At 76.4% G+C, this 15,480-nt stretch carries 10 protein-coding genes; 8 read left to right on the top strand and 2 right to left on the bottom strand.

The window, feature by feature from the left end:
- The first annotated feature begins 77 nt into the window (after positions 1-77).
- The 5 genes from AC3WT4_RS10580 to AC3WT4_RS10560 all read left to right on the top strand — a co-directional run bounded on the left by AC3WT4_RS10580 (position 78) and on the right by AC3WT4_RS10560 (position 10,576).
- The gene (locus AC3WT4_RS10580; protein WP_108051328.1) at positions 78-1,628 is read left to right on the top strand and encodes a sensor histidine kinase; all 1,551 of its coding nucleotides are present in this window, start codon (positions 78-80) and stop codon (positions 1,626-1,628) included.
- Positions 1,625-2,359 (top strand): response regulator, encoded by a 735-nt coding sequence (locus AC3WT4_RS10575; RefSeq protein WP_074807753.1) that lies wholly within the window; start codon positions 1,625-1,627, stop codon positions 2,357-2,359. The genes AC3WT4_RS10580 and AC3WT4_RS10575 overlap by 4 nt, the downstream gene beginning before the upstream one ends.
- A gap of 219 nt (positions 2,360-2,578) precedes the next feature.
- Entirely contained in the window at positions 2,579-3,400 is an 822-nt protein-coding gene (locus AC3WT4_RS10570; protein ID WP_021482458.1) for an ABC transporter ATP-binding protein, read from the top strand.
- A 23-nt stretch (positions 3,401-3,423) separates the two neighbouring features.
- Positions 3,424-5,958, top strand: a complete 2,535-nt coding sequence (locus AC3WT4_RS10565; protein ID WP_492315414.1) for an ABC transporter permease — start codon at positions 3,424-3,426, stop codon at positions 5,956-5,958.
- A gap of 112 nt (positions 5,959-6,070) precedes the next feature.
- Positions 6,071-10,576 carry an FtsK/SpoIIIE domain-containing protein gene (locus tag AC3WT4_RS10560; protein ID WP_492315413.1) on the top strand — a complete coding sequence of 1,502 codons (4,506 nt, stop codon included), beginning with the start codon at positions 6,071-6,073 and terminating at the stop codon, positions 10,574-10,576.
- 63 nt (positions 10,577-10,639) lie between these two features.
- Here AC3WT4_RS10560 and AC3WT4_RS10555 read toward each other — a convergent pair whose 3' ends face one another.
- On the bottom strand, positions 10,640-11,101 hold the full coding sequence (locus tag AC3WT4_RS10555; RefSeq protein WP_257418967.1) for a hypothetical protein: 462 nt from the start codon (positions 11,099-11,101) through the stop codon (positions 10,640-10,642).
- Positions 11,102-11,341: 240 nt separating this feature from the next.
- On the opposite strand from AC3WT4_RS10555, the gene AC3WT4_RS10550 reads away from it, so the two are divergent.
- A complete protein-coding gene (locus tag AC3WT4_RS10550; RefSeq protein WP_021481972.1) occupies positions 11,342-11,590 on the top strand; it encodes a WhiB family transcriptional regulator in 249 nt (82 codons plus the stop codon).
- 86 nt (positions 11,591-11,676) lie between these two features.
- Here AC3WT4_RS10550 and AC3WT4_RS10545 read toward each other — a convergent pair whose 3' ends face one another.
- Positions 11,677-13,158 (bottom strand): sensor histidine kinase, encoded by a 1,482-nt coding sequence (locus AC3WT4_RS10545; RefSeq protein ID WP_021481971.1) that lies wholly within the window; start codon positions 13,156-13,158, stop codon positions 11,677-11,679.
- Between the two features lie 134 nt (positions 13,159-13,292).
- On the opposite strand from AC3WT4_RS10545, the gene AC3WT4_RS10540 reads away from it, so the two are divergent.
- On the top strand, positions 13,293-13,793 hold the full coding sequence (locus AC3WT4_RS10540; RefSeq protein WP_074807760.1) for a DUF2505 domain-containing protein: 501 nt from the start codon (positions 13,293-13,295) through the stop codon (positions 13,791-13,793).
- Positions 13,794-14,089: 296 nt separating this feature from the next.
- Complete coding sequence (locus AC3WT4_RS10535; protein WP_108048653.1) at positions 14,090-15,424, top strand: ABC transporter substrate-binding protein; 1,335 nt, start codon at positions 14,090-14,092, stop codon at positions 15,422-15,424.
- Positions 15,425-15,480: the final 56 nt, after the last annotated feature.

Raw genomic sequence — 15,480 nt, 5'->3', positions numbered from 1 at the left:
TTCGGTCCCATCGTGCTCGGTGAACTCTGCGACCCTGGTCGGACGCCGTGCGACCGCCCGCTGCCTAGGCTGGACGCATGGGTTGGTACGAGCGCCTCGGGCAGTGGTCCGACGAGCACCGCTTCGGTGTGGACCTCACCGTCACGCTCGTCCTCGCGGTGGCGTTCGTCCCCGCGTCGGCGGCGTTCTCCGCGTCCGGTGCGAGCGGCGTCGGCACGAGCGGCGGCTGGGCCGCGTTCTGGGCCGTGCTGCTCCTCGCGCCGCTCCCCTGGCGACGCTCGTACCCGCTCGCGTCGGCGGTCACGGTGTACTCGGTCGCGCTCGTGCACCTGCTCGCGGGCTACCTCCTTATCTTCCCGGCCGACTTCGCCGTGCTCGTCGCGCTCTACTCGGTCACCGTCTACGGGCCGCGCTGGGCGCACCGCACCGCGATCGTCGCGTCGCTCGTCGGCGCGGTGGTCCTGGGCGTCGCGCTCGGGCTGCTGTCGGGCCGGCTCACCGACCTCGCGCTCATGGTCTTCCTCACGTCCGCGTTCGGCGGGATGACGTTCCTCGCGGTCTGGGCGTTCGGCCTGGTGCGGCGCTCCCGGCGCGAGACGATCGCGGCGCTCGTCGACCGCGCGGAGCGCCTCGAGGTCGAGCGCGACCAGCAGGCCCAGATCGCGACCGCGGCCGAGCGGGCGCGCATCGCCCGCGAGATGCACGACATCGTGGCCCACTCGCTGTCCGTCATCATCGCCCAGGCCGACGGCGGCCGGTACGCCGCCGCGCACGACCCCGACGCCGCGGCCCGCGCGCTCGCGACCGTCTCGGAGACGGGGCGCACCGCCCTGGCCGACATGCGCCGTCTGCTCGGCGTGCTGCGGTCCGAGCCGCCGCGGCCGCCCGCGCCGGGACCGGCCGTCGGGCCGGCGGGCACCCTCGCGCTGCCCGCGGGACGCGGCGCCCCCGGCCCAGGACCCTCCGGACCGGGTGCGGCCACGCAGCAGCTCCCGGGGAACCCCCCGCCGGCCGCGCTCGAGCGCGCGCCCCAGCCCGACGCCGCCGACCTCGAGAGCCTCGTCGCCCAGGTGCGCGACAGCGGGATGCGCGTGTCGTTCGTGCGCGTCGGCGAGGCGCGCACCTTGCCGCCCGGGGCCGGGCTCACGGTCTACCGCGTCTGCCAGGAGGCGCTCACCAACGTCCTCAAGCACGCGGGCCCCGACCCGGAGGTGACGGTCGTCGTGCGCTGGGGCGCCACGACCCTCGACCTCGAGGTCGAGGACGACGGCCGGGGCGCCTCGAGCGCGGCGGAGGCCCGGCAGGAAGCCCGGTCCGGCGGCTACGGCGTGCTCGGCATGCGCGAGCGGGCCGCGCTCTTCGGCGGGTCCGTCCAGGTGGGGCCGCGCGCCGGCGGCGGGTTCCGGGTGCACCTGCGCCTGCCCGTGCCGGCGGTCCCCGGTCGCGCGCCCGCGCCGCCCGCCCCCGCGCCGTCGGGCAGGACGGCACCGTCGGGCAGGATGGGACCGGGCAGGACGGGACCGGGCCCGACCGCCGCGGGACCGGGGCCGGGCGTCTTCGCCCCGCCCCCGCCGCCCGCCCGACCCGCGCGCGAGACCCCGACCGGACCGACCGACAGGACACCATGACCGACGCCCTCCCCGTGCCCGACGACACGTACGCCGCCGAGCCGCACGCCCCCGTGCGCATCGCGCTCGTCGACGACCAGCAGCTCGTGCGCGCGGGCTTCCGCATGGTGATCGACTCCCAGCCGGACCTCACGGTCGCCGTCGAGGCGGGCGACGGGCTCCAGGCGCTGCGCCTGCTCGCGGACCACCCGGTCGACGTCGTGCTCATGGACGTCCGCATGCCGCACCTCGACGGGCTCCAGACGACGGCGCGCCTCACCGCGGCGGCGGCCGACGGCGCGCACGCCCCCAAGGTCATCGTCCTCACGACGTTCGACCTCGACGAGTACGTGCTCGAGGCCATCCGCTCGGGCGCGAGCGGCTTCCTGCTCAAGGACGCGCCGCCGGAGGAGATGCTGGCCGCGATCCGGACGGTGCACCGCGGCGACGCGGTCATCGCGCCGTCGTCCACGCGGCGCCTGCTCGAGCACCTCGTGACGGCGCTGCCCGCCGAGCAGGTCCAGGACTCGCCCGCGCACGCGGCCGTCGAGGGCCTCACCGAGCGCGAGCGCGAGGTGCTCGTGCTCATGGCGCGCGGCCGCTCCAACACGGAGATCGCGAGCGACCTGTTCGTCGCCGAGGCGACGGTCAAGACCCACGTCGGGCGCATCCTCGCCAAGCTCGGCGCGCGCGACCGCGTCCAGGCCGTCGTGACGGCCTACGAGACGGGCCTCGTGCGCCCCGGCGCCTGACCCCGCACCGCCCGCGCCCCACCGGTCCCCGACCGGTGGGGCGCCGTCGTGTCCGCCCTGGGCGGGGGACGTCTACGACCAGAGGATGACCCGGCCCGCGGCCAGGACCCGACCGTCGCGGGACGCGGCGGGCCCGGCCCGCTCCGTAGCGTCGTCCACGATCCCGACGCACGCCCGTGACCACCGGTCCGCGTGCGGCACGACGAACCAGGAGACGACGTGGACACGACCGTGTACCGACCCACCGACCCGGCCCCCGCCGGCCCGCCCGCGGTGCGGGCCCGCACGCTGCGCAAGACCTACGGCACGGGCGAGGCGGCGGTGCACGCGCTCGACGGCGTCGACGTGGACTTCGAGCGCGGTCACTTCACGGCCATCATGGGCCCGTCGGGCTCGGGCAAGTCGACGCTCATGCACCTGCTCGCGGGCCTCGACACCGCGACCAGCGGGCACGCCTTCATCGGGGACACCGAGGTCACCGGCCTCAACGACAACGCGCTCACGCAGCTGCGCCGCGACCGCGTCGGCTTCGTGTTCCAGTCGTTCAACCTGCTGCCGATGTTCACGGCGGAGCAGAACATCACGCTCCCCGTCGAGCTCGCGGGCGGCAAGGTCGACCGTGCGTGGTTCGAGACGCTCGTGCGCACGCTCGGCCTCGAGGCACGCCTGAGCCACCGTCCCAGCGAGCTGTCCGGCGGGCAGCAGCAGCGCGTCGCCATCGCGCGCGCCCTCATCGCCGGCCCGGAGGTCGTGTTCGCCGACGAGCCGACGGGCAACCTCGACTCGCGCTCGGGCGCTGAGGTGCTGAGCTTCCTGCGCCGCTCGGTGCGCGAGCTCGGCCGCACCATCATCATGGTCACGCACGACCCGACGGCCGCGGCCTACGCGGACCGCGTCGTGCTCATCGCCGACGGGCGCATCGCGGGCGACATCACCGACCCGACGCCCGAGTCGGTGCTCGCGGGGCTCGACGCGCTGCGCACGCTCGACGCCGGCACCGACGGCCCCGCCCCGACGGCGTCGCAGGCGGTGCGCGCCTGATGTTCCGGCTCACCCTGGCGCAGATGCGCCGCAGCATCGGCCGCCTCGTCGCGGCCGGCGTCGCGATCGTCATCGGGACGGCCTTCGTCACGGCGACGCTCATCGCGGGCAACGTCATCACCCAGACCACGAACGACTCGATCGCCGCGCAGTACGCCGACGCCGACCTCGTCGTGTCGGCCCCGGACGACCTCACGGCGCCCGACGTCGAGGCGCTGCGCTCCGTGCCCGGCGTCGAGGCCGTCGACGCGGTCTCGTTCACCTACCTCGACCTCTCCCACGGCGCGAAGCGCGTGTTCCAGCTCGGCGTCCCGGCGCCGTCCGACCCGCGCTTCGAGGCGCTCGAGGTCGTCGAGGGCTCGATGCCCACCGCCTCGGGCCAGATCTCGCTGCCCACCGCCGTGGCCGAGCGCCTCGGCGTCGGGATCGGCGACACCGTCACCAGCTCGCGCAACGTGTGGGACGACACCGCGCCCGACGGCGGCGACTACACGGAGGTCCGGGACGAGCTGACCGTCGTCGGCACGACCGACGACCCGTTCGGCGCGTACGCCCAGATGGGCGGTGCCGTCGTGGTCCCGGCCGAGGACGTCGCGGCCTGGGAGGCCGCGCAGACCGCGCCCGACGACCCGGCCCGCACCTACTCGTCCGCGATGGTGGGCCTCGCGCCCGGCACGGACCTCGAGACGGCGCGCGCCGAGCTCGTCGCCGCCTCGCCGGACGGGGCGAAGGCCGTCACGCCGGACGAGCACGCGCAGGACCAGGCGCGCAAGATGACCGGCGACCAGGACGTCTTCACCTACGTCATCCTCTCGTTCGCCGCCGTCGCGCTGCTCGTCGCGGCGCTCGTCATCGCGAACACGTTCCAGGTCCTCGTCGCGCAGCGCACGCGCACCCTCGCGCTCCTGCGGGCGGTCGGCGCGAACAAGGCGCAGCTCGCCCGGTCCGTGCTCACCGAGGCGACGATCCTCGGCGTCGTGTCCTCGCTCGCCGGCATCGTCCTGGGCGGCCTGCTCACGCAGATCGCGCTCCTCGTGGCGCGCGGCGCCGACCTGGGCGTCCCGGTCCCCGCGACCATCACGGTGACGCCCGTGGTGGTGCTCGTGCCGCTCGTGGTCGGCACGCTCGTGACGGTCGTCGCGTCGCTCGCCCCCGCCCGCGCCGCGACGCGCGTCGCCCCGCTCGAGGCGCTGCGCCCGGCCGACGCGCCGAGCATCCTGCGCGGCGGCGGCCGCGTGCGGCTCGTCCTCGCGTCCCTGCTCACGCTGGGCGGCGTCGCCGTGCTCGCGGGCGGGATCTGGCTCGGGCTCACCGACAAGCCCGAGATCGGGCTCCTCGCCGGGGTCGTCGGCGGCGCGCTGTCGTTCGTGGGCGTCCTCGTCGGAGCGGTCTACTGGCTGCCCGCCGTCGTGGCGTTCGTCGGCCGGCTGCTCGCGGGCACCGGGTCGACGGCGCGCCTCGCCACCGCGAACACGCTGCGCAACCCGCGCCGCACCACGGCGACGAGCACCGCGCTCCTCATCGGCGTCACGCTCGTCGCCATGATGTCGACCGGCGCCGCGAGCGCCCGCACGTCGCTCGACGCGGCGCTCGACGACCAGTACCCCGTCGACGTCATGGTCGCGACGGACGCGTACGGGTCGACCGGCGAGCCGGTGCCGTCCGACGTCGTGCGCGCCGTGTCCGGCACCGAGGGCGTGTCCCGCGTCGTCGAGCTGTACGCCACGGCGGTGACCATGCCGGACGGCACCGAGACGTCGTTCCACGGGGTCGACCCCGACGCCGCGCGCTCCGTGGTGCGGACGCCGGACGACCTCGCGGCCTTCGGTCCGGGGACGGTCCTCCTCTCGGAGGGCGAGGCGGAGAACTACGGTCTCGCGGACGGCGAGACCGCCGAGCTCACGGGCCCGACGGGCGAGACGCTCGACGTGGTCGTCCGCACCGGGGGCATCGGCTCCGGCGGGCTGCTCACCGTCGACGACGCGCGCGCCGTCGACCCGACGGGCCTCATGTCCCGGCTGTGGGTCGGCCTCGACGACACCGGCGCCGCCGCACAGGTGGTGCCCGCGATCCAGGACGCCGTCGTGGAGTCGGACACGCCCGTGGAGGTCGCCGGGATCGCCGTCGAGCGCGCGGCGATGCAGAGCGTCATCGACACGATCCTCGGGGTCATCGTCGGGCTGCTCGCGGTCGCGGTCGTCATCGCGCTCATCGGCGTGGCGAACACGCTCTCGCTCTCGGTCATCGAGCGGCGACGCGAGTCGGCGACGCTCCGGGCGATCGGCCTCAGCCGCTCCCAGCTGCGCTGGATGCTCGCGATCGAGGGCATGCTCATCGCGGGCGTCGGGGCGGTCCTCGGGATCGTGCTGGGTGTCCTCTACGGGTGGGCCGGAGCCGCCACGGCGCTGAGCGTCATGGGCGACGTGTCGCTCGCCGTGCCGTGGCGCGACATCGTGCTCGTGCTCGTGGTCGCGCTCGTCGCGGGTCTCGTCGCCTCCGTCGTCCCCGGCCGCACCGCGGCTCGGACGTCGCCCGTCGCGGCGCTCGCCGTGGACTGAGCCACACGCACCACCGGCCGTCGGCCGACGCGCGCCCCTGTGGACGTACCCCCGTCCACAGGGGCGCGGTCGTGCGCGGTCGGCACGGACCGCCGTCGGGCACGATCGCCGGGTGCGCTCCCCCGCCCCGTCCCTCGCTCCCGGTGCACCGCCGGGCGGCACGCCCGCGCCCCGGCCCGACGGCGCGGCGTGGGTGCGCGTGACGGTCCACCCGGGCACGGACGTCCTGCTCGCCGCGGGCACCCGCCTCGGCGACGCGCGGCCTGCGCTCGCCGACCTCGGCTGCCGTCCTGAGCTGCGCACGGCGTCGCTGGCCGTGGACGGCGTCCCGGTCGACGACGACCAGCGCTGCGGCACGCGGCCGCTCCTCCCCGGGACGACGATCGCGGTCGCGCGGAGGGGCCCCGAGCCCCGGGCCCGCGACGACGGGCCGCCTCCGGAGCACGTGCTCGCGGCGCCCCGGCACGTCGCGGTCCTGGGCGGCCCGGACGCCGGGCGGCTCGTCGCCGTCGGGCACGGCTCCCGCGGGCGGGCACGCGTCGACCGGCTCGACGTCCGCTGGCGCACCACGCGGCGCGGGCCCCGGGTGCGGGTGCGCGTGCCGCGCGGCACGCGCCGCGTGCCCGACGACGCCGCCCTCCTCCGCGCGCGCCCGGCCCGGGCCGGGCGGCGGGTGCGCTCGTGGCGCGCGGTGCGCTGGCGCGACGGTCGCGCCCTGGTGACGCCCGACGGCGCCTACGCGCTGCGTGCGCGGCCCGCGCTCGTGCACGGCCCCCGGACCGGACCCGCCGTGGCTCCGGGCCGTCCCGCCGACCCGGGGCGCCTCGGGACGACGCAGCTCGCGACCGCGCTCGTGCCGGCCGTCGCGTCGATCGGGCTCGCGGTGGCGCTGCGCCAGCCCCTCCTCGCCCTGCTCGCGCTCGTCGGGCCGCTCGCGGTCCTCGGGCCCGCGCTCGCCGAGGCCCGCCGCCGGCGCGCCGCGAAGCGAGCCGCCCCGCCCGGTCCCGGAGCGTCGGCGGACGTCGAGGCGGTCCGCGGGACCGCGCCGGTGGATCCGCTGCACCCTCGGCCCGCGGACGTCCTGCTGTGGGCGACGGTCGCCCGGCTCGCCCCGGCGGTCGCCGACCCGGCGGCGGGATCGTCGGGCGCTCTGTCGGCGCACGCCGGGTCGTCGGGAGCGGCGCCGGGAAGGACCGCCGCCGGAACGGTGCCTGGCCTCCCCGTGGGCTCGGCCGGTGGCGGGGCGCTGATGGCGGCGCGAGGCGCGACGACCCCGTCGCGGGTCCGGCTGCCGGACGGCTGCGTGGCCGTCGTCGGGCCTCGCCGTGCCGCGCTCGCCGCGGCCCGCGCCGTGCTCGCGGAGGTCCTCGCGGCGGGGGCGGTGCTGACGGTGCGGCACGCCCCCCAGGAGCCGCACGCGTGGTCGTGGTGCCGCTGGCTGCCGCAGGCCCGTGCCGTCCGGACGCTCGATGCCCTGGCCGCCGGGGACCCACCGGACCTCGTCGTCGTGGACGGCCCCGTGCCGGCGGGCGAGCTCTCGCGGGCGTGGGAGCGGTGCGCAGCGGGAGGCACGGACGTGCTGCTGGTCCTCACGGACCGGGGGCACGTCCCGGCGTGGTGCCGGACGCTCGTCGACGTGTCGGGAGCCGTCACCGTCGTGGCGGGTCCGGACGGCGCCCCGACGCCGCGCGAGCACGTCGGCGTGAGCGCCCGGTGGGCCCTCGGCCTCGCGCGGCGGCTCGCCGCGGCCGAGCACCTCGGTCGGCTCGGCGACGGCGCCGGGGACGGCGCGGGCGAGCCCGGGCCGGGCGACCCCACCGCGCGGTCGCTGCCGTCGGCGGTCGCGCTCGCTCCCCTGCTGGGGGCGCCGCGAGCGCCGCACCGGCTCCCGACGTGGGTGGCCGAGCGCTGGCAGGACGCGCACGAGCGTGACGGGCACGGCCTGCGGACCGTGCTCGGCGTCGGCCCCGGGGGTGCGCCCGTCGCCGTCGACCTCGTCCGCGACGGGCCGCACGTGCTCGTCGCCGGCACGACGGGCGCCGGGAAGTCGGAGCTCCTGCAGACTCTCGTCACCGGGCTCGCGCTCGGGCGCCCGCCCGCCGAGCTGTCGTTCGCGCTCGTCGACTTCAAGGGTGGGGCGAGCTTCGGTGCGTGCGGGCGGCTGCCCCACGTCGTGGGTCAGGTGACCGACCTCGACCCGGGGCTCGCGGGGCGCGCGCTCGCCGGGCTCCGGGCCGAGCTGCACCGGCGTGAGCGCCTCCTGGCCACGACGGGCGTCGCGAGCATCGACGACCTCCCGCGCGGACGGCTCGCGCGCCTCGTGGTCGTGGTGGACGAGTTCCGCGCGCTCGCCGACGACCTGCCGGACGTCGTGCCCGGGCTGCTGCGCGTGGCCGCGCAGGGCCGGTCGCTCGGCGTGCACCTGGTCCTCGCGACGCAGCGGCCCGCCGGCGCCGTCAGCGCCGACGTGCGGGCGAACGTCACGCTGCGGCTCGCGCTCCGGGTCGTGGACGTGGCCGACTCGCGCGACGTCCTCGACGCGCCGCACGCGGCCCACGTCCCGGCGTCGATCCCGGGACGCCTGGTCCTGCGCCGCGGCGCCGAACCGCCGGTCGCCGTGCAGTGCGCGCGTGCCGGCGGGCCGCTCGTCCCGCCGGAGGCGCGCGTGCGGATCGCGGACCCGTGGGGCACCGAGCGCGGGCCGGGCGGGCCCGCGCCGGGCCCGGCGGCCGACCACCTGCCGCTCCTCGTCGCGGCGGCACGCGAGGTCGCCGCGCGGTCGGGCCTGAGTCCCCACCCCGCGCCATGGCTCCCCGCCCTGCCCGCACGCGTCGAGCCGGACGACCTCGACGGGGTCGACGAGCCGGACGACGAGCCGGGCGTGCTCACGGCGCGCGACCGCGAGACGGGCGCGCCCGTGGCGGGCGACCCGGCGGCGGACGACCCGGCGGCGGACGGGCCGGCGGCGGACGGGCGCGGGCCGGGTGGGGGGCGCGGAGCCATCGAGGAGACCGAGGACGGGGGTGGGGAGGTGCGCCGCGACGACCCCGCGCTACCCCTCGCGCTCGGTGACCTGCCGGCCCTCCAGCGCCGCACGGTGGTCCGCTGGGACCCGCGCGACGGTCACCTCGCGGTCCAGGGCCGGGCCCGGTCGGGCCGGACCACGGCGCTGCGCACCGTCGGGCGGGCCGCGCTCGAGCGCGGCTGGACGGTCCACGCGATCGGGTCGGGGCTCGCCGGCCTCGCGGCGCACCCCGGCACCGGGACGGTCGTGGACCGGAGCGACCCGCGCCGCGTCGTCCGCCTCCTCCGGCTCCTGGCCGGGCACGACGACGGTCAGCCCCGGCCCGCGGGGCTCGACCGCACGACCGGCCGCACCCTCCTCCTCGTCGACGACGTCGAGCCCGTCCGCGGCGTGCTCGCCGGGGTCGCGGGCGGGGCGGGCGCCGACGCCCTCGCGGACGTGCTCGCCGACTCCCCCGCCGCGGTCGCGGTGAGCGCGAGCGGGCCGACGGTCGGCGGGCTGGCGTCGCTCGTCGGCGTCCGGGCGGTCCTCGCCTCACGCGACCGGCACGACGACGTGTCGCTCGGCGTGCCCGCGGTGCTCGCCGGACAGGGCGGCCTGCCGGGCCGGGCCGTGTGGCTGGGCCCGGGCGACCCCCTGGTGTGCCAGGTCGCGGTGCCACCGGAGGATTCGCGGGGATGGGCCGAGCGCCCCGCGACGACCCGCCGGGGTGCGTTCCGGCTGCACCCGCTCCCCAATGACGTCGCGGCCGCCGAGCTCGACGTCGCCGGACGTGCGACCGCCGGCGTCGACCGGGCCCCCGCCGGGGCCGCTGCGGGCCCGGACCGCACGGGCGCCTCGGCCGACGGCGACGACGCGGACGCTGCACCCGGCCGGGGACCCACCGACGTCCCGGTCGGCCGGGGCGGCGACGACGGCCGGACGCTGTGGATGGAGGTCGGGCGCGGCGCACTCGTGGTCGGGCCGCCCGGCTCCGGCCGCACGAGCACGCTCGCGCTGCTCGCCCGGCACGTGGCCGCCACCGGCTCGCTCCGCGCGATCGTCACCCGGGACGACGCGCTGGTCGGCACGGCGGTGCCCGGCCCCGGACGCATCGCGCGCACCACCGGCCGGAGCAGGGGCGGGCAGGTGGACGACGACGGCAAGAGGACCGGGAACGGGGACGGGACGATCGTCGTGCGGCGGTACGCGCCCGCGGACGTCGCGCGACTCCTCGACACGCTGGGGGCGGGTCGAGCCGGCGCGGCGTCCCTGGGCAGAGCGACGGCACCGGACGTCGTGGTGGTCGACGACCTGGACGTGCTGACCCAGCTCTGCGTGCTGGAGGCCGACCGGCTCGCGGCGCTGTGCCGCGACGGGCTCGTGCTGCTCGCGTCGGCGACGACGGGCGCCGCGGCCTCGGCGTTGCGCGGTCCGCTCGCGGACCTGCGCGGGGTGCGCTGCGGGGTCGTCCTCGCGCCGCGGGAGCGCGGGAGCGCCGAGGTGTTCGGGCACGGGCTGGAGTGGCTCACCGAACCCGGCCGGCCCCGACCGGGTCGAGGGGTGCTGGTCCAGGGCGCGCGGCTGACGCCGCTCCAGGTCGCCCGCCCGTGACGGCCGAGCCGCAGCCCGGTGCCCGCCCGTGCGGGACGAGCCACCCGGCCGGCGGGCCGGGAGTCAGGCAGCCGGGCGGACGTCGCGCGTGGTCGCCTCGACGACGGGTCGCAGCATGAGGAGGACGAGCACGACGACGGCGAGCACCAGCGCGACGACGACCCACGGGGTCACGCCCACCTGGAGCGAGCTGACCGCGACGACCCCCTGGAGGATCTGCCAGGTCGCGACAGGCGACCGCGCCCAGCGCTGCCCGCGCAGCAGCCCGCGGACGCTCGCGGCGAGCACGGCTCCCACGCCGAGCGCGAAGACGACGAGGAAGACGCTCACCCCGAACGACTGCGAACCACCGCGGAGGAGCTCGACGAGGATCAGCACGGCGCCCACCGCGAGCGCGGCGATCTCGAGGCCCACCCCGGCGACGAGCGCCGTCAGCGCGGGCGGCCGCGACCCCCCGCCGGACGACGGTCCCGGGGGCGTCGGGCGGGGCTCGGGCGGGGTTCCGGAGGGCTCGCGGGAGGGCACGATCACCCAGCGTACGCGCCGACCTGCGGCTTCACACCCGTGTGACGAAGGCCTCACGATTCATGCGACGGAAACTTTCTCGTAACCCCTTGTGCTGTGCTTCACGAGGTGTGAACCTGGTTCAAGCATCAATCACCCCCCGCCTCGAGCCCCTGGCCCGGGCAGCCCCCTGCCGGGTCGCCCAGCGACGAGTCATCACCTCGCGACCAGGCTCCCCTCTGCCCGAAGGAGACGACGAACATGGACTGGCGCCACCGCGCAGCCTGCCTCGACGAAGACCCCGAGCTGTTCTTCCCCATCGGGAACACCGGCCCTGCGCTCCTGCAGATCGAGGAGGCGAAGGCCGTCTGCCGCCGCTGCGACGTCGTCGACACGTGCCTCAAGTGGGCCATCGAGTCCGGCCAGGACGCCGGTGTCTGGGGCGGCCTCTCCGAGGACGAGCGCCGCGCCCTCAAGCGCCGCACCGCGCGCGCACGTCGCGCCGGCTGACACGACACGCCGCTCCGCCCTCCGGGCGTCGAGCAGCACGACGGGCCGTCACCCTCCGGGGTGGCGGCCCGTCGTCGTACCGGCGGTCAGCCCTGGCGGTTGCCGTCGCGCAGCACGAGCGCGAGCACGACCTGGGTGCCCCCGCCGGGGCGCGGCGACCACTCGATGGTGCCGCCGAGCTCGTTCGTCACGAGGGTCTGCACGATCTGCGAGCCCAGGCCGCTCTTGGCGGCCTTGCCCGCCCGGGCGACGTCGCCGTCGGGCATGCCGACGCCGTCGTCCGCCACGACGATCCGCAGGGCCGAGCCGTCGCGCTCGACCGCGACCTCGACCGTGCCGGTCTCCTGCTTCGCGAGGCCGTGCTCGACCGCGTTGGTGACGAGCTCGGTGAGGATGAGGGCGAGCGGGGTCGCGTCCTCCGCGGGCACGAGGCCGAAGCTCCCCGTCCGGACGGTCCGCACGCTCGTGTCGGCGGAGGCGACGTCGGCCGCGAGGCGCAGCGCGCGACCGACCATGTCGTCGAACTCCACCTCCTCGTCGAGCGTCTGCGACAGGCTCTCGTGCACGAGCGCGATCGTCGCGACGCGGCGCATCGCCTCCTCCAGCGCGGCGCGCGCCTCCGGGACGTCCATGCGCCGGGCCTGCAGCCGCAGGAGCGCCGCGACGGTCTGGAGGTTGTTCTTCACGCGGTGGTGGATCTCGCGGATCGTCGCGTCCTTGGTGATGAGCTCGCGCTCGCGACGGCGCAGCTCGGAGACGTCGCGGCACAGCAGGACGGCGCCGATGCGCTGACCGGACTCGGTGAGCGGGAGGGCGCGCAGCGACAGCGCGACGCGCTGCGCCTCGATCTCGGTGCGCCAGGGCGCACGGCCCATGACGACGAGCGGCAGCGACTCGTCCACGGGGGTCTGGTGCTCGATGAGGTCGGCCGTCACCTCGGCGAGCGAGCGCCCGACGAGCGGGCCGATCACCCCGAGGCGGTGGAAGCAGCTCAGCGCGTTGGGGCTCGCGTAGAGCACCTCGCCCTCGGAGTTCAGCCGGATGAGGCCGTCGCCGACGCGCGGCGCGCCGCGCCGCGGCCCGGTCGCGGCGTTCGGGAACGGGAACTCCCCGCGCGAGATCATCGCGATGAGGTCGTCCGCGGCCTCGACGTAGTTGAGCTCGAGGCGGCTGGGAGTGCGCCCGCTCCCGAGGTTGGTCTGCCGCGCGACGACGGCGATCGCCTTCCCGGAGTGCAGCACCGGGATGGCCTCCTCGCGCACGGCGTACGCGCCGAACCAGCGCGGCTCGCGCGAGCGCTGCGACCGCACCTCGGTGAGCGCGCGCTCGAGCTGCGGGCGCTGCCCCTCGGGGGCGAACGACCCGACGATGTCGTCGTAGTGGACGGTCGCGCCCGTCGACGGCCGGCACTGGGAGACGGCGACGAAGTTGCCGTCGCTCGTGGGCAGCCACAGCACGAGGTCGGCGAACGCGAGGTCGGAGATCACCTGCCAGTCGCCCACGAGCAGGTGCAACCACTCGTTGTCCGCCGGGCTGAGGTCGGCGTGGCGGGAGATGAGGTCACTCATGGCAGACACGGACCCCAGCGTAGAGGGGCGCGACCGGTAGAGTCCCCTCAGCGCCCGCGTGCGCGGTCGCCAGAACCGTCAGCCGTCCCGTCGACCGGCCCGTCACGGGCCGGCGCAGGGTCCGAGGAGGTCCCGTGCACCTGAGCGTCGAGCTCCGCTACCCCGCCCCCGTCCCCGCCGTCGGGGCGATGCTCGCGGACGAGGAGTTCGTCCGCTGGCGCGCTGCCCGCTCCGGCGGCGACGGCGCCCACGTCGAGCAGGTCGACGTCACCGGCGGGCCGGACGAGGGGTTCACCGTCGCGGTGCGGCGGACGCTGCCCACGGACCAGATCCCCGCGCACGTCCGGTCGTTCGTCGGGGGTCGTCTCGAGATCCGGCAGGCGGAGGTCTGGGAGCCGGAGCGCGACGGCGAGCGGTCGGGCACGGTGTCGCTCGAGATCACCGGCGCGCCGGTACGCCTCACGGGCACCGTGACGCTCTCCCCCGAGGGCGACGGCACGGTCGAGCGCTACGACGGCGAGGTCAAGGCCAACGTGCCGCTCTTCGGCGGCGCGATCGAGCAGGCTGCGGCCGAGGCCGTGCGGACGGCGCTCGCCGCCGAGGAGTCCGCCGGCCTCGCGTGGCTGTCGCGCTGACCGCCGACCGGGCGGAGTCCGGCGTGGCCCGACCGACACGGGCGCTCGTCGGCACCGCGCGGAGACCGGTCTCGAACCGGTAACGATTTCCACAGAATCCGACCAACTGGTAGGTCCCCGCAACGCCCTGACCTGCACAGATACCCGGGTGGGAGCGCGACCACACCCCTGCCACGATGAGCGTGGCTTGACACGGGTTCGGGCGGGAACGCACGATCAGGCCGTTGTGTGGAAGCGCTACCACATTGGAGGTGGGAGCGCTGCCACGACCCCGCCCCACCGACAAGGGAGTCACCGTGCTGAGCAGCACCCGTACGACCCGCCGGCCCCGCAAGGCGATCGCCGCCGTCGCAGGCCTCGCGGCCATCACCCTCACCCTGACCGCGTGCTCGAGCGGCTCCGGCTCGAACGACGACGCGACGGGCTCCGGCGACGGAGACAAGATCACGCTCACCGTCGCGACGTTCAACGACTTCGGCTACACGGACGAGCTCCTCGCCGCGTACACCGCGGAGCACCCGAACGTCACCGTCAAGCAGACGAAGGCCGCCAAGTCCGAGGACGCGCGGACCAACCTCACCACGAAGCTCGCCGCCGGCGGCGAGGGCCTCGCGGACATCGAGGCCATCGAGGTCGACTGGCTCCCGGAGCTCATGCAGTACCCCGACCTCTTCACCGACCTCACCGACTCGTCGCTCGACGGCCGCTGGGTGGACTGGAAGGTCCAGCAGGCGACGACGACGGACGGCAAGCTCATCGGCTACGGCACCGACATCGGCCCGAGCGCGATCTGCTACCGCCAGGACCTGTTCGAGGCCGCGGGCCTCCCGAGCGACCCGGCCGGCGTGGCCGAGCTCCTCGGTGGCGAGGACGCCACGTGGGACGACTACTTCGCCGCGGGCGCCACGTTCGTCGCCGCGAGCGACTCGGCCTGGTACGACTCCGCGATGTCCATCTCGCAGGCCATGGTCAACCAGATCGACAACGCCTACGAGGAGTCCGACGGCACGCCCAAGGACCTCGCGTCCAACCAGCCGATCATCGACATCTACGACACGGTGCTCGAGCAGTCGACGACGAACGAGCTCTCCGCCGGCCTCGAGCAGTGGTCGGGCGACTGGGACGCCGCGTTCCAGAACGACGGCTTCGCGACGATGATCTGCCCCGCGTGGATGACCGGCCCGGTCGAGGAGCGCTCGGGCGGCGTCACCGGCTGGAACGTCGCGGACGTCTTCCCCGGCGGCGGCCTCAACTGGGGCGGCTCGTTCCTCACGGTGCCGGCCTCCGGCCCGAACGCCGAGGCGGCCAAGGAGCTCGCCGCGTGGCTGACCGACCCGGCGCAGCAGACGACGGCCTTCGAGAACGCGGGCACGTTCCCGTCGCAGCTCGAGGCGCAGGAGTCCGACGCCGTGCAGTCCTTCACGAACGACTTCTTCAACGACGCCCCGGTCGGCACGATCTTCGTGAACCGTGCGCTCGCGATCGACAGCGCGCCGTTCAAGGGCGCGAACTACTTCTCGATCCACACGACCGTCCAGGACGGCATCAAGCGCGTGGACGTCGAGAAGACGGACGACGCCGCCTCCTCGTGGCAGAAGACGCTCCAGTCCTTCCAGGACCTGGGCCTGTGACCTGACGGGGCCGGGGGGGGGAACAACCACCAGCCCCCGCCCCACCACGCCCCCCC

It is taken from the genome of Cellulosimicrobium sp. EB106-03-01-XG111 (assembly GCF_058792115.1).
The sequence above is the reverse complement of the archived record's forward strand: the minus strand, read 5'-3'. Positions and strand labels throughout refer to the sequence as shown.